We start from the raw sequence: 20,033 nt of genomic DNA on the forward strand, positions 1-20,033 counted from the left end.
GATGATCTGGAACAAATCCCGCTGCGCGCTGGCCGTGCTGCTCGCCGCCATGGCCGCCCTGCAAGGCTGCACCGACAAGGTGGCCACGGCGCCGCCGGCGCCTGCCGCTTCCGCGTCGGAGCAGGCATTTACTCCCGTCACCATCGTGCACAAGCTGGGCACGACGGTGATCCAACATCGTCCGCAGCGCGTGGCCGTGCTCGACATGAACGAAGTCGATTTCCTCGACCAGCTGGGCGTGCCCGTGGCCGGCATGGTGAAGGATTACGTGCCGCATTTCCTCACGCGCTACAAGGACGACGCGAATATCCGCGACCTGGGCGCCATCGTGCAACCCAATCTCGAGCATATCCACGCGCTCCAGCCCGATCTGGTGCTGATGACGTCGATCCAGGCCAACCATTACAAGGAACTGAGCCAGATCGCGCCCACCTTGCATTTCGACGTGGACTACCAGAACAGCGAGAGCAAGCATATCGAGGTGGTCAAGCAGCACTTGCTGACGCTGGGGCGTATCTTTGGCAAGGAAGACGTCGCCAACCTGAAAGCCGCCGAACTCGACGCCAAGGTGGCGGACGCGCGCAAAATGACCCAGGACCGTCCCGAGAAAGCGCTGATCGTGCTGCATAACAATGGTGCCTTCAGCTCATTTGGCGTGCAGTCGCGCTACGGTTTTATCTTTGAGGCGCTGGGCGTGAAACCCGCCAGTTCGGCCATCGAAGCGGGCTTGCATGGCCAGCCCATTTCCAGCGAATTCATCCAGCAAGCCAACCCCGACATCATCTATGTTGTCGACCGTACGGCCGTGATGGAACACCGTCCCGTCATGACGGCCGAACAGATGGCCAATCCGCTGCTGCGCCAGACCAAGGCCTGGAAGAACGGCCGTGTCGTCTTCGTCGATGCGGATGCCTGGTACATCACGGCGGCCAGCGTGACGTCGCTGAAGCGGGTGATCGACGACGTGCTCAGCGGTTATCAATGATATTTTCGTAATGATTCGTATTGAGATTGAGGGTTTTGCCTTTTCGTTCGGGAGATAGGGTGAGAACAAGCAATCATCCCATCTGAAAGGATTTACTGTATGACACACCGCATGGCAACGCGCCACCTTCCCGCCTTGAATCTGAGCCGCATCGCCAACGCCGTGCAACTGGCGATCATCACGGGCTTGACCGTGGGGGCGCTGGGCGTGGCGGCCCCGTCAGCCTACGCACAAGCGGGGACGGGCCAGGCCAGGCAAGCGTTCAGCGTGCCGGCCGGTGCGCTGGGCTCGGCGCTCAACACTTTCGCCGCCGAGGCGGGCGTGGAATTGACGGTCGAGGCCAGCCTGCTGCAAGGCAAGAACAGCGCAGGCCTGTCCGGCAGCTACAGCGTGCCCGAGGGTTTTTACGAATTGCTGCGCGGCCACGGCTTGCAAGCCGTGCGCGAGGGCAATGGCAGCTATACGGTACGCCGCGAAGCGGCGCACAGCGCCGCCGCCGAGGCCGCCGCGACCATGCCGGCCGTGACGGTGTGGGGCAAGGGCAACACGGTGACAGATGCCTATGCCGGTGGGCAAGTAGCGTCCGGCGGCCGCGTGGGATTTTTGGGCGACAAGGATTTCATGGAAACCCCGTTCAACACCATCAGCTATACGGATAAATTCATCGAAGACCGGCAGGCGCGCGACATCACCGATGTGATTTCCGCCACCGACCCCACCGTCTTCAGCAGCGGCATGACGGGCATCATCGGCGAGAATTATTCGATACGGGGCTTCAGCTCGAATATTGGCGACGTCGCGTTTGGCGGCCTGTACGGCATCTCGCCCTACTACCGCACTTCGCCTGAAATGTTCGAGCGCATCGAGGTGCTGAAGGGACCGTCAGCATTGCTCAATGGCATGCCACCGGGCGGCTCGGTAGGCGGCAGCATCAACCTCGTGCCCAAGCGCGCGGGCGATACGCCGCTGGCGCGCGTGACGGCATCGTATATGTCGGACGCGCAATGGGGCGGCCATGTGGACCTGGGGCAGCGGTTCGGCGAGCATAAACAGTTCGGCATCCGCGTCAACGGCGTCTACCGCGATGGCGAGGGCGCCATCGACCATCAGAAAAAGAAGACCAAGCTCGTCTCCGTGGGCCTGGACTGGCGTGGCAACGGTGCGCGCCTGTCCGCCGACCTGTACCACAGCGAGGACCGCGCCGATGGCTTGAACCGGGGCGTCAACCTGGCCCCCGGCTTGCCCGTGCCGCACCCGCCGAAAGCGGAAACCTTGTTGAATCCCAGCTGGGCGTTCTACGATACCAAGGACAAGGGCGCCATGCTGCGCGGCGAGCTGGACTTGAACGAGCAAGTGATGGCGTATGCCGCCGTGGGCGCCAGCCGGGCCGACTACCAGTCGACGGGCGCGTACCTGATCCAGGTGTTCGACACGGCTGGCGACTACCGCACCAATCTTGCCGACCTGGGTTTTGATGTGGAAAAGCAGTCGGCGGAAGCGGGTTTGCGAGGCAAGCTGCGCACGGGCGATATCGGCCATCAATGGGCCGTCAACGCCACGTATTATCACCACACGGACAAGCAGTACGGGCGCAGAAATACCCTGGCAAAAGACTGGATCACGAATATCTATAACCCAGTCTGGGGTCCGGCGACGCGCTTCGAGGCGCCGCAAATTTCCAAGGCGGAACTCCGCCTGGCCAGTATCGGCCTGGTCGACACGCTTTCTTTTGCGCAAGACAAGGTGCAGCTGACGGTGGGCTTGCGCCGCCAGGAAGTGCTCAGCGATAACTTCAACATCAAGACGGGCGCGCGCACCTCGCGCTATGACGAAGGCGCCACCACGCCGGCCGTCGCCCTGCTGGTCAAGGCGAGCAAGACGATTTCCCTGTATGGCAATTACATCGAAGGCTTGAGCCAGGGCGCCACGGCGCCGTTGACGGCGGCCAACTCGGGCGAGGTCTTTGCACCGTACAAGTCGAAGCAGGCGGAGCTTGGCTTCAAGGTCGACCTGGGCGAGTTCGCGCATACGGTCAGCGTGTATGAAATCAAGCGGCCCAGCAGCTATGTCGACCCCGTCAGCAATATCTTTTCCTTTGGCGGTGAGCAGCGCAACCGCGGCATCGACTGGGGCTTCTTCGGTTCGCCTCTGCGCGACGTGCGCCTGATGGGGGGCGTGGCGTATGTCGACCCGGTCTTGAGCAAGACGCCGGGCGGCGCCAACCAGGGCAAGCAGGCAACGGGCGTGCCCAAACTGCAAGCCAAGCTCGGTGTCGAATGGGATACACCCGCCATCCCCGGCGTGACCCTGACGGCGAATGCGACGGCGGCATCGAAGCAATACATCAATGCCGACAATTTGATGTCCGTGCCGGGCCGTACCGTGTTTGATCTGGGCGCCCGCTATGCGACGAAGGCGGCGGGCCGGCCGTTGACCGTACGCGCCAGCGTGACGAACGTCGGCAACAAGGCATACTGGGCGCTGCCGCAATGGACCAGTCTGGGCCTGGGCGCGCCGCGCACGGTCATGCTGTCGGCCACGACGGAGTTTTAAGCCGTCTTGTTGCTATTCGTCCGCGCCCCGCGCCAGGCTGTCCGAGCGCCGCCACGTCCACATCAGGCCGATGCCGGCCGAGGTGCCGCTGTTCTGGCGCAGCAGGGGGCTGGCGCGGTTGGCGGCGCCTGAGTAGTTGTCATAGCGTAAAAAAGCAAAGGCGCGCCAGTCCCGGTGCAGCCGGTACGAACCGCCCAGGCCCAGCCGCGTGAGCATCAGCCCGCTTTTTGCCGCATACGCTGGCCGCTGAGCGGTGACAAACGCGGGGCTGACGCCATAAAAATAATCATTGATGGCGGCATTGCCCAGCACGGCGCCCAGGCTGGCGTCCACATGCCATGCCTGCTGCCCGCCTTGCAGTCCATACACGAAACGCGGCTCGAACGTGGCGCCCTGGCGGCGCAGGCCGCCGCGCGCTTCGATGACGGCGCGCAAGGGCAGTTCCAGGCCCAGGCGGCTGTGCTGCGTCGGTTCGGCCAGCTTGATTTTCAGGCGCGGGCCAAATTCCACCAGGGTGCCCAGGTCGGGCATGCCGCGCCGGGCCGGCACGTCGCTGGAGCGGGCCGGCAAGGACAGGGCAAAACCGATATCGAAGTCGAGGCGGTCCGTATCGAGCAGGCGCGCGCCCACGCCCGAACGGTCGGCGCGCAACACTTTCCCGCGATAAATCAGATAGGGCAGGGCCAGGCTGCGCGTCGAGCGTTCGCTGGCGCCGGGATAGGCGGGCGTGACGGCCGTGCCGCCAAATACCCCCGCTTCCCATAAGGGCAGCGGTGCTTCGGCGGCTTGCGCCGGCGCCATGGCGGCGGAGAAGGCACAGGCGGCCAGCAAGGTGCGGGCGGTGTTCATCGAGGAAATCCGCAAGGTTTGCCGGCCTGTAGCGATTCCAGCGCCTTGTCGCTGAGGGCGCTCGATTGACCGCTTTTCTTTGCCAGCGCGATGGCGCGGCGGAAATGAAAGGCGGCCGCCTCGTCGCGGCAGGCGGCGCTGGCGGCGCGCCCGGCTTCGTGGTGCAGCCGCGCCTGCCAAGCGAAATCGCCATGGCCCAGTTCGGCATTGTTGGCGGCGTCCGCGTAGTTGCGCATGGCTTGCGCCCAGTCGCCCTGGCTGGCCGCTTCCCGCGCGAACTGCTCCTGCTGCGCCGCCGTGCGCAGTTCGATTTGCGTGGCGCAGGCGCCCAGGGCCATCAGGACGAACGGCAGGACGAGGCAAGTGCGGAAGGACAGGAGTGTGGACATGGCGCCACTGTAGCGCATGGGAAGGGGCGCACGTTTGCGCTGAACGCGTGAATCTGGGCTTTTTTGTAGCACTGATGACATATAATTTGCACTCGACTTTGTTATCTTTGACACATCACCGAACAGGAGCACCATGTTTTCACGTAAATTTCATTCTTGTGCACAGCTGATGCTGGCTACCTTGCTGATGGGCTTTGTCGCGGCCTCGCCTGCGCGTGCGCAGCAGGCGGCCGTCAAATTGCCGAACGTGGTGATCCTGGCAACGGGCGGCACCATCGCCGGCAGCGGCGCCGACAGCACCACCACCGTCGGCTACACCTCGGCCACCGTGGGCGTCGAACGCCTGATCGCGGCCGTGCCGGAACTGAAGAAAGTGGCAAACGTAAAAGGCGAGCAAGTATTCCAGATCGCCAGTGAAAGCATGGGCAACAGCCACTGGCTGACCCTGGCCAAGCGCATCAACGTGCTGCTGGCCTCGAACGACGTCGATGGCGTGGTCGTCACGCACGGCACCGACACCATCGAGGAAACCGCGTATTTCCTGAACCTGACCGTGAAAAGCCACAAGCCGGTCGTGGTCGTGGGCGCCATGCGTCCGTCGACGGCCATCTCGGCTGACGGCCCCATCAACCTGTACAACGCTGTGTTGCTGGCCGGTAGCAAGGAAGCCGTGGGCAAGGGCGTGCTGGTGGCCTTGAACGACCAGATCAACGCCGCGCGCGAAGTGAGCAAAACCAACACCTCGACGACCGATACCTTCAAGTCGCCGGAACTGGGCATGCTTGGCTACATCCAGGGCAGCAAACCTTTCTTCTACCGCCAGTCGACGCGCAAGCACACGCTGGAATCGGAATTTGACATCAGCAAGCTCGATGCCTTGCCGCAAGTGGACATCGTCTACGGCTACGCCAACATGAACCGTGTCGGCATGGACGCCTTCATCGCCGCTGGCGCCAAGGGCATCATCCACGCTGGCGTGGGCGATGGCAGCGTGGCCGCACAAATGAAGCCGGCCCTGGTGGAAGCGCGCCAGAAGGGCGTGCTGATCGTGCGTTCGAGCAGAGTCGGCCAAGGCATCGTGGCGCGCAATGGCGAAGCCAATGACGATGAACTCGACAGTGTCGTCTCCGACACCCTGAACCCGCAAAAAGCCCGCATTCTGCTGATGCTGGCCCTGACCAAAACGAACAGCACGCAAGAAATCCAGCGTATTTTCTACACGTATTAATCACTGCTACGCCACACTCAGCCTTATTGGCTCAGTGTGGCTGATTTACGCTTGCCCGCTTTGCTGCCATACTTCGCTTCTGAATAATTTCCTGACAGAAGCTGCAACACTGTCTCCGGTTCATGGCCATCCTGTCCGACATCATTCTGTATCCCATCAAATCGTGCGCCGGCATCCATTTGCGCGAGGCGGTCCTGACGCGTTCAGGGCTGATGAGCGAGCACGTGTTCGACCGCGAATGGATGGTGGTCGATGAGCAGGGCCGCTTCCTGACCCAGCGCGAACATCCGCGCATGGCGCTGATCGTGCCATCGATCAAGGCCACCACCCTGGAATTGCGCGCGCCGGGTATGTTGCGCCTGGAAATCGAGCTGGGCTTGCCGCATCCGCAACACTCGCCCATGCTCGACGTGCAAGTGTGGGACGATTGCGTGCGCGCCTACGATTGCGACGACGTCACGGCCACCTGGTTTTCCAACGCCATCGGCGTGCCGTGCCGCCTGGCGCGCTTTCACCCGGACGTGGTGCGCGCCACCAGCACCAAATGGACGGACGGCATTGCCGCCGAGACCATGTTTGCCGATGGTTATCCGGTGCTGATCGCGGGCAATGCCTCGCTAGCCGACGTGAATGACAAGCTGCGCGCCGCCGGCCGCGAAGCGCTGCCGATGAACCGCTTCCGCCCCAACCTCGTCATCGGCGATATCGGCGCCTTCGAGGAAGACTACGCCGACTTCCTGCAATTCGGCGCGACCGTGCTAAAACCCGTCAAGCCGTGTTCGCGCTGCCCGATTCCGTCGGTGGACCAGGCCACGGGCGTGCCCGGACCGGACCCGCTCGACGTCATGCATGGCTATCGCGCCAAGCCCGAGCTCGACGGCGCCATCTGCTTCGGCATGAACGCCATCGTCACCGAAGGCGGCGATGAGCGTATCGTGGTGGGGCAGGACATCGGTTTCGAACTGGCATTTTAAGCATGGCGCCCGCACACAAGGGTTTAAGGTTTCTATGAATCAAGCAATACCGCCGGACCCGCGCATTGCCAGCCTCGAAGCCGAAAACCAGGCCTTGCGTGCGCGTATGGCTTTCCTGCTGGAACAGGCCGAGCGCAACCATGACATCATGTGCCGCCACCAGGCGTTCGACCTGGAAATCGTCAGCGCGTCCACGTTTCCTGAATTGATTGGCACCATTTTCCGCACCTTGCCCGTGATTTCCGACCTCGACGGCGTCACTCTGAGCCTGCTCGACGAGGATGACGATATCGTGCTGGTGATGGAAAAGCTCGGTGTCGATTTCAGCGCCTTCCCGCAGTTGCTGTTCGTACATGCCGTGGCGGAGCTGGGCTTTGCCGCACCAAAGCCCGTGGCCGAGGGCGAAGCGGCCTTGCCGCCATCGCCGCTGCTTGGTGTCTTCGACTCTGCCGTGCATGGCCCCCGTTTTCCGCAGATCGACGCGCTGCGCAGTGTGGCGCTGGTGCCCTTGCTGCGCAACAAGCGCCTGATTGGCAGCCTGAACCTGGCCAGCAGCGATGTGACGCGCTTTACGCCCGCGTTGGGCACGGATTTCGTCAAGCATATGGCGTCCATCATCGCCATTTGCCTGGAAAACGTGATCAGCAATGAAATGCTCAAATACATCGGCTTGACCGATTCCCTGACGGGCGTCTACAACCGGCGCTATATCGATCGCCGCCTGCTGGAAGAAATCGCCCGCGCGCGGCGCCAGAATTATTGCATCTCATGCATGTATATCGACATCGACCATTTTAAACTGGTCAATGACACGCATGGCCACCAGGGCGGCGATGAAGTACTGCGCGAAGTGGCTACGCGCATCCGCACGGAATTGCGCCGCTCCGATGCGCTGGGCCGCTTCGGCGGCGAGGAGTTCGTTGTGCTGCTGATCGATGCCGACCTCGACAGCGCGACCTTCGTGGCCGAACGTATCCGCGCCAGTATCGCCGGCACCATGTTCGACTTGCCGGGCAGCGCGCAGGCGTGGGTCAGCGTGTCGATCGGCGTGGCCAGCCTGGAAGCGGACGCGGCGCTGCTGCCGATTGAAACGGTGGCGCAGCAACTGGTGGCGCACGCGGACCAGGCCCTGTACCAGGCCAAGGCCGATGGACGTAACAAGGTCGTCAGCTGGAAAGCGCAGCGCGACTGATTATTTCAACAGCAAGGTCTCGGCTTTGGCCACGGCGTCGGCCGTGCCGCGCAGCACCACCACATCGCCGCTGGCCAGCTGCGTCTCGGGGGTAACTTCCAGGCGGCCGCGGCCGCGGCGGATGGCCGTCACAAACGCGCCGCAGCCGGCCACGTCGACCGCACTCAAGGGCAGTCCCACGCAATGCGCGTCCTCGCTGACGGTGACCGTATGCAGGCGTTCCAGCTCGGCATCGTCGCCCGCGTCGCTGGAACCGTGGAAATAGCCGCGCAGCGAGGCATAGCGTTCCTCGCGCGCCGCCTGCACCCGGTGCACCACGCGGCGCAGGGGCACGCCCATCATGATCAAGGCATGTGAAGCGAGCATCAGGCTGCCTTCCATCAATTCCGGCACCACTTCGGCCGCGCCCGCCTTCTTCAACTGGTCGAGGTCGGTATCGTCGTGGCTGCGCACGATGACGGGCAGAGTCGGCGCCATTTCGTTCAGCAGATGCAATAACTTCAGTGCCGAGGGCGTGTTGGCATACGTGATCACGACGGCGCTGGCCCGGTAGATGCCGGCCGCCACCAGGCTTTCGCGCCGGCCCGCATCGCCATACGAGACGTTGGCGCCGGCCAGCTGCGCTTCCTGCACCCGTTCCGGGTCCAGGTCCAGCGCGTGGTATTCGATTTTTTCTTCCGCCAGCAGGATGGCCAGGCTTTGCCCGCTGCGCCCGAAGCCGGCGATCAGCACGTGTTTTTGTGACGCCATGGTGCGGGTGGCGATCCTGGTCAGCGCCAGCGACTGCATCATCCAGTCGTTGGCCGCCAGTTTCATGACGATGGCGTCCGACTTGGCGATGAGGAAGGGCGCCACCAGCATCGACAGCACCATCGAGGCCAGCACCACCTGCACGACGAACGGGTCCATCAGCTTGATGCCGCCAGCGAGGTTCAGCAGCACGAAGCCGAACTCGCCCGCCTGCGCCAGTCCCAGTCCCGTGCGCAAGGCCACGCCGTTGCTGGACCCGAACAGCCGGGCCAGGCCCGCGATCAGCGCGAATTTCAGCAGCACGGGGCCGCACAGCAAGAGCAGCACCAGCCACCAGTTATCGAGCACCACGCGGATATTGAGCAGCATGCCGACCGTGATGAAGAACAGGCCCAGCAGCACGTCGCGGAAGGGCTTGATATCCTCTTCCACCTGGTGCTTGAATTCCGTCTCGGAAATGAGCATGCCGGCAACAAATGCGCCCAGGGCCAGCGACAGCCCGGCCCGTTCCGTGATCCACGCCGCGCCCAGGGTAATCAAGAGCAGGTTGAGCATGAACAATTCTTGCGAGCGGCGCTTGGCAACGATGGTCAGCCAGCCGCGCACCATCTTCTGGCCGATGAACAGCAGCAAGATCAGTACGACCAGGGCCTTGCCGCCGGCCCAGGCCAGGGTTTCGGCCAGGTTGTCCGAATCGCGCGTGAGGGCGGGGATCAGGATCAGCAGCGGCACGACGGCCAGATCCTGGAACAGTAAAATGCCGATGATCTTGCGGCCGTGTTCGCTTTCGAGCTCGAGCCGCTCCGTGAGCATTTTCGAGACGATGGCTGTCGACGACATGGCCAGCGCGCCGCCCAGGGCGAACGCGGCTTGCCAGCTCAGGTGGATGTAGGCGGACAGGTAGCGCCCGACGAACCAGCCGAAGACGACGGTGGCGATGATGGTGGTGACCACCTGCGCCATGCCGAGGCCGAAGACGATGCGCCGCATGGCGAGGAACTTGGGCAGAGAAAACTCGAGCCCGATGGAAAACATCAGGAAGACGACGCCGAACTCGGCCAGCGTATGGCTGGCCTCGTTTTCGGCCGCCAGGCCCAGCGCATGGGGGCCAATGACGATGCCAACGGCCAGGTAGCCCAGCATGGGCGGCAAATGCAACATTCTGAAAGCGACCACGCCCAGCACGGCGCTGCCGAGTAACATCAGGGTCAGTTCAAGCGAGGAAAACATGGGTTGCCCGGTACGGTCAATGGAAATCGTTGTTTGTTGTGACTGGCAAGTTTTTTGCTTTCCTAATTCGTTTATACTTTGGGCATGAGTGTAACCCATGAAAAAACAATGCTGAAAGCTTTTGATCGAATTGACATGCAAGCGACGACCGAGCGCGCTGTCGCGCTGGCCCGCACCACCTTGCAGATCGAGTCCGACGCCATCGTTGCGCTGCACGCGCGCCTGGCCACGGACGACAGCGTGGGCCGCGCCGTGGCGCTGTTGCTGCAATGCAAAGGAAGAGTCGTCGTCTCCGGCATCGGCAAGTCCGGCCATATCGCGCGCAAGATTGCCGCCACCCTCGCTTCCACCGGCACGCCGGCCCTGTTCGTGCATCCGGCCGAAGCGGCCCATGGCGACCTGGGCATGGTCACCTCGGACGATGCTTTTATTGCCATATCGTACTCGGGCGAGTCGTCCGAACTGATGGCCATCATGCCTGTCGTCAAGCGCATGGGCGGCGTACTGATTTCCATGACGGGCAAACCGAATTCCAGCCTGGCCCAGCTGGCCGATGTGCACCTGGATATTTCTGTTGAGAAAGAAGCCTGCCCACTGAACCTGGCGCCGACGGCCAGCACCACCGTCACCCTGGCCCTGGGCGACGCGATCGCCGTGGCCTTGCTCGACTTGCGCGGCTTCAAGGAAGAAGATTTCGCCCGCTCGCACCCTGGCGGCGCCCTGGGTCGCCGCCTGCTCACGCATGTGCATGACGTCATGCGCAGCGGCGAAAGGGTGCCGAAAGTGCCGGTAGAGGCATCCCTGCTGCAGGCGCTGGAAGAAATGACGAAGAAGGGCATGGGCATGACGGCCGTCGTCGACGCGGACAACCGCCCCGTGGGCGTGTTTACGGATGGCGACTTGCGCCGCATGTTCGAGCGCGTGCAGGATTTCACGCAAGTGGCGATCCGCGACGTCATGCATGCGCAGCCGCGCAGCATCGCGCCCGAACGCCTGGCCGTCGATGCCGTGGCCGTGATGGAGCAGTTCCGCATCAACCAGATGCTGGTCGTCGATGCCGACGGCAAGCTGGTGGGCGCGCTGCATATCCATGACCTGACGCAAGCGAAGGTGATCTGATGGACAGCGTAGCGGACAACCTGGCACGTGCGGCCAAGGTCAAACTGATGATCTTTGACGTCGATGGCGTGCTCACCGACGGCAGCCTGCATTTCGGCCCCGATGGCGAGATGATGAAAACGTTTAATGTGTATGATGGCCTGGGCATCAAGCTGTTGCAGGAATCGGGCGTGCAGACGGCCATTATCAGCGCGCGCCGCTCGGCCATTACGGCACGCCGCGCGCAAGACCTGGGCATTACCCATGTGCACCAGGGCGGCCACGACAAGCTGACGCCGTTTCGCGAACTGCTGGCGCTGACGGGCTTGACGGAAGAGCAATGCGGCTATATCGGCGACGACGTCATCGATGCGCCCATCCTGAAACGCGTCGGTTTCGCCGTCAGTGTGCCGGGCGGGCGTCCGGAAGCGCTGGACCTGGCGCACCATGTGACGCAGGCCGGCGGCGGCCGCGGCGCGGTGCGCGAGATCTGCGAATTCCTGCTGCGCGCGCAGGACAACTATGCGCGCGTCATGGCGCCGTTCCTGGAGTGAGGCGCACCTTGCCGCCAGTGATATTGGAAAGAGTGAAATCCTATGCGTAAGCCAGGAGGCGCCCATCGCTGGCGCACGATTTTTACCTTGCTGGGTGCGGTTGTTGTCGCGCTGGCCAGCTTTTGGCTGCTCGAAGTGATGAACAAGAACAGCCAGGACATCAAGGCCAGCAAGCATCTGGATGAGCCCGATTATTTCATCACCAATTTCAGCCTGGTGCGCATGGATTTGACGGGTAAGCCCAGCTATATCGTGTCGGGCACCAAGCTCACGCATTATCCGGCCGACGATTCGTCCGATATCGACCAGCCCTTCGTGCGCAAGCTCACGCCCGGCATGCCGCCGTTGAACATGAATGCGGAACTGGCGCATATCGACCAGGACAATACCCGGCTGCAACTGCACCGCAAGGTCGTGATCGACCGCGCGGCCAGTCCGAAGGCGCAGAACCTGACGGTCAGGACGGAAGCGCTGACGGTGTTTCCGGACGAGGAAAGAATGGAAACGGACGTGCCTGTCGATATCCTGACGGGGACTTCGCGCCTCAATGGCATCGGCATGAAAGCCAATAACGCCACGGGCGTGGTGGAAGTGCAGAATGCGCTGCGCATGGTCCTCCCGCCGAAACCGCGCCCTGCCGCGGCGGCAAAATGACAGAATGAAACAAGGAAACCATACTATGAAGAACATCTTGCTGTTGACCGTATTTTCGCTGGCCATCATGGGCGTGGCGCATGCCGAGAAAGCCGATTCCGAGAAGGAAGCCGTCATCACGGCACGCAGCGGCCACGTCGATGACGTCAAGCAGGTGCGTACCCTGACGGGCGACGTCGTGCTGGTCAAGGGCACCCTGACCATGAAGGCGGGCCGGGCATTGATCACGGAAGACCCGCAAGGCTACCAGTTCATCACCTTCTGGGCCGATCCCGGCAAGCTGGCCACGTTCCGCCAGAAGCGCGATGGCGCGGGCGACCTGTGGGTCGAAGGCGAAGCGGAGCGCGTGGAATACGACAACAAGACGGAAGTGGTGAAACTGTTTTCCAAGGCCAAGCTGACGCGTCTGGAAGGCACGAAAGTAACCGACGTGGCCAATGGCGCCTTCATCTCGTATGACAGCCGCAAGGAAGTATTCAAGATGGAAAATTCCGACAGCGGCACCAGCACTTCCGATGGCGGCAGCGTGCGCATGGTGATCCAGCCGAAGACCAAGGCGCCGGAAGCGGAGAAAGCGCCGGCCACGCCTGTGCCAGGAAAGAAATAATGGACAATACTCGTTGCGGCAGCACCCTGATCGTTCGCGGTCTGCAAAAAACCTATGGCAAGCGGCAAGTCGTGCATGATGTCTCGCTGCAAGTCGAATGCGGCGAAGTGGTGGGTTTGCTGGGCCCGAACGGCGCCGGCAAGACCACCTCGTTCTACATGATCGTCGGCCTGGTGCCGTCGGACGGCGGCAGCATCGACATCAGCGGCGTGGACATTTCCAGCCTGCCGATCCACCGCCGCGCGCAGATGGGCTTGTCCTATCTGCCGCAGGAAGCGTCCGTCTTCCGCAAGCTGACGGTGGAAGACAATATCCGCGCCGTGCTGGAAATCCAGACCGTCGAAGGCCGTCCTTTGAAGAAGGCCGAGATCGAGGAGCGCCTGGATAAACTGCTGGCCGATTTGCAGATTGAAAAGTTGCGCGAGAACCAGGCCTTGTCCCTGTCGGGCGGCGAGCGCCGCCGCGTGGAAATCGCCCGCGCGCTGGCCACCGATCCCCGTTTCGTGCTGCTCGACGAGCCGTTCGCCGGCGTCGATCCGATCGCCGTGATCGAGATCCAGCGCATCGTGCGCTTCTTGAAGGAGCGCAATATCGGCGTGCTGATCACCGATCATAATGTGCGCGAGACGCTGGGTATTTGCGACCGTGCCTACATCATCAACCAGGGCTCGGTACTGGCGTCGGGACGCCCCGACGACATCATCGCGAACGAGTCGGTACGCCGGGTCTATCTGGGCGAACACTTCCGCATGTAAGCCAATGAAACAATCATTGCAGCTGCGCACTTCGCAGCACCTGGCACTGACGCCGCAGTTGCAGCAATCGATACGCCTGTTGCAATTGTCGACCCTGGAATTGCACCAGGAACTCGAGCAACTGTTGACGGACAATCCCCTGCTCGAGCGCCTCGACGATCCGCTCGACCGTTCGCTGCGCCTGCTGTCCGACGGGGCCTTGAGTTCCACGGCCGCGCCGGCCGAAGCGCCGCCCCAGCCGCCAGGCCAGGAGGCGCCTGCCGCGCCGGCCGAAGCGGAAACCTTTGACGGCGAGGCGGGTGAGGGCCCGGCCGCCGCGGATGGCGGCGACAGCGACTGGAGCGAGGCGAGCCGGGGCAAGGCGCCCGACGACGAAGATTCCCGCCCGCAACTCGAGGCCCATCACTGCACCCTGCGCGAACACCTGATGGAGCAGATGCGCGTGACGGTGCTTGAGTTGCGCGACCGTGCGCTGGTCGAGCTGATCATCGACGCGCTCGACGACAATGGCTACCTGGAAGAGTCGCTCGACGACATCCTGGCGCGCCTGCCGGAAGAGCTGGAAATCGACGCCGACGAGATGCGCACGGCCTTGTCGCTGCTGCAAAGTTTCGATCCGCCCGGCGTGGGCGCGCGCAATGCGTCCGAATGCCTGGCGCTGCAGATCAAGCGCTTGCCGCACATCGCCATGGTGACGCGGCGCATGGCCCTCGTCATCGTGGAAAAGCACCTGGCCTGGTTTGCCCAGCGCGATTTCAACAAGCTGAAAAAAGCCCTTGATTGCGACGATGAAGACTTGCGCGAAGCGCAGACGGTGATTCGCCAGTGCAATCCGCATCCGGGCGCCGTGTTCGCCTCGGACGTGTCCGATTATGTGGTGCCCGACGTCGTCGTCAAGCGCGCGCGCAATGGCTGGCAAGTGACCCTGAACAACGACGTCATGCCGCGCCTGCGCATCAACGCCATGTATGCCAACTTGCTCAAGCAGGGCAAGGGCGAGGGCGCCATGGGCGCACAGTTGCAGGAAGCCAAGTGGCTGATCAAGAATATGCGCCAGCGTTTCGACACGATTTTGCGCGTGGCACAGGCGATAGTAGAAAGACAAAAGAACTTTTTCTCGCATGGGGCCGTTGCCATGCGCCCCCTTGTGCTCCGTGAAATAGCTGATACACTGGGTTTACACGAGAGTACTATCTCGCGGGTAACAACTCAAAAGTACATGCTGACCCCGCACGGCATGTTCGAGTTGAAATATTTCTTTGGTAGCCACGTCGCCACCGAAGCGGGGGGCGAAGCGTCATCGACGGCGATACGGGCATTGATCGTGCAACTGACAGGAGCAGAAGACCCTAAAAATCCTTTATCCGACAGTAAGATTGCGGACATGCTGGGGGAACAAGGCATGGTGATTGCGCGACGTACTGTTGCCAAATACCGGGAAGCGTTGAAAATTCCGCCAGTGAGCCTGCGTAAGTGTTTGTAAGTTTTTTTCGGTTCCTCTGCGGGCCGGATAGGATGGACCGCACGAACCCGATCATCTTTAGGAGTGTGTATGAATCTCACCATCAGCGGACATCATCTCGAAGTGACACCAGCCATCCGTGAATACGTACAAACGAAGCTGGAACGCGTGAAACGTCATTTCGATCAAGTTATCGATATCGCCGTGATTCTGACCGTGGATAACCTCAAAGAGAAAGAAAAACGTCAAAAGGCCGAAGTCAACCTGCGTTTAAGTGGCAAAACCGTCTATGTGGAAAGCCTGGCACAAGACCTGTATGCCGCGATCGATGCCCTGATCGACAAGCTCGATAGGCAAGTGATGAAATACAAAACCAAAGTGCAAGGGCACGGTAAAGAGGCGATCAAGCATCTGCCAGACAACTCCGAGGAAGACGCCGTCGTCGCCGTTTAAGGCCACCCGCTTCCAGCAGTTGTGATCAACTAAGGGCGCACATTGCGCCCTTTTTTGCGCCTGGACCTTTTGAACGCAATGTTCCCCGCGCAGGCGCTAGAATGTTTGTACTTTCACTTCTTTCACGCCTGCCATGAACGACTTCGTCCAGACCTCCATCCGCAACCGCACGGGCCATATCGTGCTCGACCGTGCGAAAGCCTTGAATTCCCTGTCGCTGGAGATGGTGCGCGCCCTGAGCGCTGTCCTGCTGGCCTGGCGCGACGATCCGCAGGTGGACGCCGTCGTGATCCGCTCGAGCAGCGAGAAAGCACTGTGCGCCGGCGGCGACATCCGTTTCTTCTACGATGCGGGCCTGGCCACGCCGCAAGGCGGCAGCGCCTTGCTGGAAGATTTCTTTACGGAAGAATACGCGTTAAATCATGTGATTCATTTCTATCCGAAACCGTATATCGCCGTGATGGATGGCGTGGTGATGGGCGGCGGCATGGGCGTGGCGCAAGCCGGACCCGGCAACCGCTTGCGCATCGTCACGGGCCGCACACGCATGGCCATGCCGGAAGTTAATATTGGCTTGTTCCCCGATGTGGGTGGCAGTTATTTCCTGTCCCGGCTGGCCGGCCAGCTGGGCCTGTACCTGGGCTTGACGGGCTTGACGATCAACGCGGCCGACGCCCTGTACACGGACCTGGCCGATGTCTACCTGCCCGAGGCGCAGATGGGGGCGCTGCTGGCCCTGTTCGAATCGACGCCGGGCGAGGCCTTGCCGGTGGCCATCAAGGCGCTGGCGGCGCCGTTCCAGGCCGAGGCGGGTATCTCCTCGCTGGCGGCGGCGCGCGTGGCGCTGGACCGTCACTTCGGCGCGGGTTCCGTGGCGGCCATCATGGCCTCGCTGGCGCAGGACGACAGCGCGTTCGCCAGCAAGGCGCTGGCGGCCATGCGCCTGCGCTCGCCTTTGATGATGTCGGTAACTCTGGAATTGCTGCAGCGCGGGGCTCACTTGGGCGTGGCCGATTGTCTGCGTCTGGAGCGCACGGTGGTGCGCCACAATTTCGAGCATGGCGAAGTGCTCGAAGGCGTGCGTGCGCTGGTGGTCGACAAGGACAATGCGCCGCGCTGGAACCCATCAAGCCTGTACGAGGTCGATGCTGCCATGGTGGCGCGTTTCTTCGCACCGGTCTGGCCGGCGTCAGCGCATCCGCTGCGCCACCTGAATTAACTAGCTACGTTCGCGGTGGCGCAAGACCACGCGCTCGTTGGGGCCGAAGTATTGCGCCAGTCGTTCCGCCATGTACACGGAGCGGTGCTGGCCACCCGTGCAACCGAGGGCCACTGTCAGGTAGCTGCGGTTGTCGGACTTGAATGACGGCAGCCATTTCTCGATGAAGGCGCGGATGTCGGCCAGCAGTTCCAGCGCGCTCGGCTGTGCGTCGAGGAAGGCGATCACGGGCGCGTCGCGGCCATCGAGCGGGCGCAGCGCCAGGTCGTAATACGGGTTAGGCAAGGCCCGTACGTCGAAGACGAAATCGGCGTCCAGCGGCACGCCCAGCTTGAAGGCGAACGATTCGAAGAACAGGGTCAGCGGTGCGCGTTCGGAAGCGATCATATCCTTGATCCAGGCACGCAATTTGTTGGCGCTCAGTTCGGACGTGTCGATCACGTGGCCCAGCTGTTCGATGGCCGACAGGCGTTCGCGCTCTTCCGAGATGCACTCGATCAGGGTGCGGCGGCTGGCCGGATTCTGGTTCGGACGCAATTCGTGCGACAGCGGATGGCTGCGCCGCGTTTCCGAGAAGCGCGCCACCAGCGAATGCGTGGTGGCCGTCAGGAACATGACCTTGACGTCGTGTCCCTGGTCGCGCAGCAGCGCCACATTGTGCGGCAGGCTGACGAGCGACTCGGCGCTGCGCGCATCGACGGCGACGGCCAGTTGCGGTGTACCTTCGTCGAGCAGGGTTTGCACCAGGCTGGGCAGCAAGGCCGGTGGCAGGTTGTCGACACAATAGTAGCCGGTATCTTCCAGCACATTGAGCGCGACGGATTTACCGGAGCCGGATATTCCGGTGATAAGGACGATATGCATAGCCCGATCATACAATAAAGATCGGCACTCTGCTCCAAGGCAATTATCTTTACAAATTATTGCAATTTAGACTGTGGTATTTCTTTGCTGCATACGTCAATCATGTTGTCGGATTACGCGGGGCCTTGCCCCGCCTCGGCGGCCCCGCTAATCCGACCTACGTTGCTAATCGCCACTCATGGCGAGTCGTTGGTGCAGCAGGGAATTCACGCAGCACTGCTGCGTGCCTGTGTAACGGTTCGCCCTTGCAAGGGCGAACTCCTTGGCAACATTAATCGCCACTCATGGCGAGTCGTTGGTGCAGCAGGGAATTCACGCAGCACTGCTGCGTGCCTGCGTAACGGTTCGCCCTTGCAAGGGCGAACTCCTTGGCAACATTAATCGCCACTCATGGCGAGTCGTTGGTGCAGCAGGGGATTCACGCAGCACTGCTGCGTGCCTGCGTAACGGTTCGCCCTTGCAAGGGCGAACTCCTTGGCAACATTAATCGCCACTCATGGCGAGTCGTTGCCGTTCCATGAACTCCTGCAAGGTATCGATGCCGCGCAGTTGCAAAATGGTATTGCGTACGGCCGCTTCCAGCAGCACGGCGATGTTGCGGCCGGCGGCGACGGGGATGACGACCTTGCGCACGGGCAGGCCCAGCACGTCTTCCGTGGGGAACAGGAAGGGCAGGCGCTCGACTTCTTCTTCCAGCGCGTTGCGGCGCACGAGATGCACGATCAGTTTCAAGCGCATCTTGCGGCGCACGGCCGTTTCGCCAAAGATGGCCTTGATGTCGAGTAAGCCCAGGCCCCGTACTTCCAGCAGGTTTTGCAGCAGGGGCGGGCAGCGCCCTTCGATCATGTTCGGCGCGATGCGCGAGAATTCGACGGCGTCGTCTGCCACCAGGCCGTGGCTGCGCGAAATCAGTTCCAGCCCCAGCTCGCTCTTGCCCAGGCCCGAATCGCCGGTGATCAGCACGCCCACGCCCAGCACGTCCATGAACACGCCATGCATGATGATGCGCTGCGCCAGTTTTTTGGACAGGTAGACGCGCAGGAAGTCGATCACTTGCGCGGCCGGCAACGGGGTGGAGAACAGGGGAATGTTTTGCTCGTCGCAAATGGCGAGGATGTCGGGCGGCGTTTCCAGCCCTTGCGCGATGATCAGCGCGGGCGGGCCGCCGGCGATCAGCTCGCCGATCACGTGGGTACGCGTATTGACCTTCAGGCGCTGGTAGTAATTGATTTCCTGGTGGCCGAAGACCTGGATGCGGCCCGGATGGATCAGGTTCAAGTGGCCGACCTGGTCGGCGGCCGACGAGACGTCGCCCGAGATCAGGCGCTCGCCGCCGGGGAAGCCGGCGAACCAGCCCAGTTGCAGACTTTCACGATTATCGTCGTACAGGCGTTGTATCGTCAGCGGCGTTTGCAACATGGCAGTCTTCTTCAGGAGTGGAGGAATACCTGAAGTTTAACCCGCCGCTTGCAGACTGGGTTGCCAATTGACGATGCGCGAATGCACGGATTTCGGTTCCGGATCCGTGGCCAGCGCCGTACGGAAGGCATCGTCGGAAAACATTTCGGCGATTTCCGACAGGATTTCCAGATGTTGCTGAGTGACATGATCAGGAATCAGCAGGAAAAACAGCAGATTGACGGGCTTGCCATCGGGCGATTCGAAGGGAATCGGCTCGGCCAGGCGCACGAAGGCGCCCAGCGGCGATTTCAAGGTTTTACTGCCCTTGACTCTGCCATGCGGCACGGCCACGCCATGGCCCAGACCCGTCGAGCCCAGGCGTTCACGGGCAAACAGATTGTCCGAAACGGTAGAGCGGGCGATGCCGTAATTGTTTTCGAAGATCAGGCCGGCTTGCTCGAAGGCGCGCTTTTTACTGGAGACTTCCAGGTCCAGCAGGACGTTTTCGAGGGATAATATTTTGCTAAGATTAGTCATGACACTCAATGAAATGGTGCAATGCGCAGAGGGCTTGCGAGCCGAATTATAGGCCTGTTTCGGCGGCCTGTAACGCCAATTCTCAACAGTATACGCCCGCTGCGGGCGCAGTGGGCGCTACAGCCCACGTGGCCATCATTTTAGCAAAAAAATAACATCGGCGTGTATCGGCTATTTCTTGATTAAAAACACGGCGCGCGCCGGTTTTTCCGCCGCCGAATGCCGATTTTCCGATTTTTCAGCGTCTGTGACATGCTCTGCGGCACTACTGCAACGTTG

General features: G+C 61.9%; 19 protein-coding genes. 13 read left to right on the forward strand and 6 right to left on the reverse strand.

Going from position 1 to position 20,033, the window contains the following annotated elements:
* The first annotated feature begins 1 nt into the window (after position 1).
* Both V3C40_RS21540 and V3C40_RS21545 read left to right on the forward strand, forming a co-directional pair.
* Positions 2–985 (forward strand): siderophore ABC transporter substrate-binding protein, encoded by a 984-nt coding sequence (locus V3C40_RS21540; protein WP_331778475.1) that lies wholly within the window; start codon positions 2–4, stop codon positions 983–985.
* A 99-nt stretch (positions 986–1,084) separates the two neighbouring features.
* Positions 1,085–3,538 carry a TonB-dependent receptor gene (locus V3C40_RS21545; RefSeq protein ID WP_331778476.1) on the forward strand — a complete coding sequence of 818 codons (2,454 nt, stop codon included), beginning with the start codon at positions 1,085–1,087 and terminating at the stop codon, positions 3,536–3,538.
* 12 nt (positions 3,539–3,550) lie between these two features.
* Here V3C40_RS21545 and V3C40_RS21550 read toward each other — a convergent pair whose 3' ends face one another.
* Both V3C40_RS21550 and V3C40_RS21555 read right to left on the reverse strand, forming a co-directional pair.
* Complete coding sequence (locus V3C40_RS21550) at positions 3,551–4,387, reverse strand: MipA/OmpV family protein (RefSeq protein ID WP_331778477.1); 837 nt, start codon at positions 4,385–4,387, stop codon at positions 3,551–3,553.
* Complete coding sequence (locus tag V3C40_RS21555; protein ID WP_331778478.1) at positions 4,384–4,776, reverse strand: hypothetical protein; 393 nt, start codon at positions 4,774–4,776, stop codon at positions 4,384–4,386. Before V3C40_RS21555 ends, V3C40_RS21550 begins: the two co-directional genes overlap by 4 nt.
* A 133-nt stretch (positions 4,777–4,909) precedes the next feature.
* On the opposite strand from V3C40_RS21555, the gene V3C40_RS21560 reads away from it, so the two are divergent.
* The 3 genes from V3C40_RS21560 (at position 4,910) to V3C40_RS21570 (ending at position 8,170) form a co-directional block, all read left to right on the forward strand.
* Positions 4,910–6,004 carry a type II asparaginase gene (locus V3C40_RS21560; protein ID WP_034753307.1) on the forward strand — a complete coding sequence of 365 codons (1,095 nt, stop codon included), beginning with the start codon at positions 4,910–4,912 and terminating at the stop codon, positions 6,002–6,004.
* A gap of 122 nt (positions 6,005–6,126) precedes the next feature.
* Positions 6,127–6,978, forward strand: coding sequence for an MOSC domain-containing protein (locus V3C40_RS21565; RefSeq protein WP_331778479.1), 852 nt, complete (start codon positions 6,127–6,129; stop codon positions 6,976–6,978).
* Between the two features lie 34 nt (positions 6,979–7,012).
* Positions 7,013–8,170, forward strand: coding sequence for a GGDEF domain-containing protein (locus V3C40_RS21570; RefSeq protein WP_331778480.1), 1,158 nt, complete (start codon positions 7,013–7,015; stop codon positions 8,168–8,170).
* Here the strand turns inward: V3C40_RS21570 and V3C40_RS21575 are convergent, their stop codons facing one another.
* Positions 8,171–10,150: a monovalent cation:proton antiporter family protein gene (locus tag V3C40_RS21575; protein WP_072457683.1), complete on the reverse strand. Its 1,980-nt coding sequence runs from the start codon at positions 10,148–10,150 to the stop codon at positions 8,171–8,173. It abuts the gene before it with no gap.
* 84 nt (positions 10,151–10,234) lie between these two features.
* Between V3C40_RS21575 and V3C40_RS21580 the strand changes: the two genes are divergently transcribed.
* From V3C40_RS21580 to V3C40_RS21615, 8 genes are all read left to right on the forward strand, one after another.
* Positions 10,235–11,269, forward strand: a complete 1,035-nt coding sequence (locus V3C40_RS21580; protein WP_034753654.1) for a KpsF/GutQ family sugar-phosphate isomerase — start codon at positions 10,235–10,237, stop codon at positions 11,267–11,269.
* The gene (locus V3C40_RS21585; protein WP_331778481.1) at positions 11,269–11,802 is read left to right on the forward strand and encodes a KdsC family phosphatase; all 534 of its coding nucleotides are present in this window, start codon (positions 11,269–11,271) and stop codon (positions 11,800–11,802) included. The genes V3C40_RS21580 and V3C40_RS21585 overlap by 1 nt, the downstream gene beginning before the upstream one ends.
* Positions 11,803–11,844: 42 nt before the next feature.
* The gene (gene lptC / locus V3C40_RS21590) at positions 11,845–12,456 is read left to right on the forward strand and encodes an LPS export ABC transporter periplasmic protein LptC (RefSeq protein ID WP_034753320.1); all 612 of its coding nucleotides are present in this window, start codon (positions 11,845–11,847) and stop codon (positions 12,454–12,456) included.
* A 25-nt stretch (positions 12,457–12,481) separates the two neighbouring features.
* Entirely contained in the window at positions 12,482–13,063 is a 582-nt protein-coding gene (gene lptA / locus V3C40_RS21595; RefSeq protein WP_331778482.1) for a lipopolysaccharide transport periplasmic protein LptA, read from the forward strand.
* Positions 13,063–13,818: an LPS export ABC transporter ATP-binding protein gene (gene lptB, locus V3C40_RS21600; protein ID WP_034753325.1), complete on the forward strand. Its 756-nt coding sequence runs from the start codon at positions 13,063–13,065 to the stop codon at positions 13,816–13,818. The genes lptA and lptB overlap by 1 nt, the downstream gene beginning before the upstream one ends.
* Positions 13,819–13,822: 4 nt before the next feature.
* Positions 13,823–15,301: an RNA polymerase factor sigma-54 gene (locus V3C40_RS21605; RefSeq protein ID WP_331778483.1), complete on the forward strand. Its 1,479-nt coding sequence runs from the start codon at positions 13,823–13,825 to the stop codon at positions 15,299–15,301.
* A 69-nt stretch (positions 15,302–15,370) separates the two neighbouring features.
* Complete coding sequence (hpf, locus tag V3C40_RS21610) at positions 15,371–15,733, forward strand: ribosome hibernation-promoting factor, HPF/YfiA family (protein ID WP_034753331.1); 363 nt, start codon at positions 15,371–15,373, stop codon at positions 15,731–15,733.
* A 133-nt stretch (positions 15,734–15,866) separates the two neighbouring features.
* The gene (locus V3C40_RS21615; RefSeq protein WP_331778484.1) at positions 15,867–16,952 is read left to right on the forward strand and encodes an enoyl-CoA hydratase/isomerase family protein; all 1,086 of its coding nucleotides are present in this window, start codon (positions 15,867–15,869) and stop codon (positions 16,950–16,952) included.
* Here V3C40_RS21615 and rapZ read toward each other — a convergent pair whose 3' ends face one another.
* The 3 genes from rapZ to V3C40_RS21630 form a co-directional block, all read right to left on the reverse strand.
* The gene (rapZ, locus tag V3C40_RS21620; protein ID WP_034753336.1) at positions 16,953–17,816 is read right to left on the reverse strand and encodes an RNase adapter RapZ; all 864 of its coding nucleotides are present in this window, start codon (positions 17,814–17,816) and stop codon (positions 16,953–16,955) included. It abuts the gene before it with no gap.
* 483 nt (positions 17,817–18,299) lie between these two features.
* A complete protein-coding gene (gene hprK, locus V3C40_RS21625) occupies positions 18,300–19,235 on the reverse strand; it encodes an HPr(Ser) kinase/phosphatase (protein ID WP_034753337.1) in 936 nt (311 codons plus the stop codon).
* A 36-nt stretch (positions 19,236–19,271) separates the two neighbouring features.
* Positions 19,272–19,754, reverse strand: a complete 483-nt coding sequence (locus V3C40_RS21630) for a PTS sugar transporter subunit IIA (RefSeq protein WP_034753339.1) — start codon at positions 19,752–19,754, stop codon at positions 19,272–19,274.
* Positions 19,755–20,033 lie beyond the last annotated feature (279 nt).

It is taken from the genome of Janthinobacterium sp. LS2A (genome assembly GCF_036543145.1).
Classification (GTDB): domain Bacteria; phylum Pseudomonadota; class Gammaproteobacteria; order Burkholderiales; family Burkholderiaceae_D; genus Janthinobacterium; species Janthinobacterium aestuarii.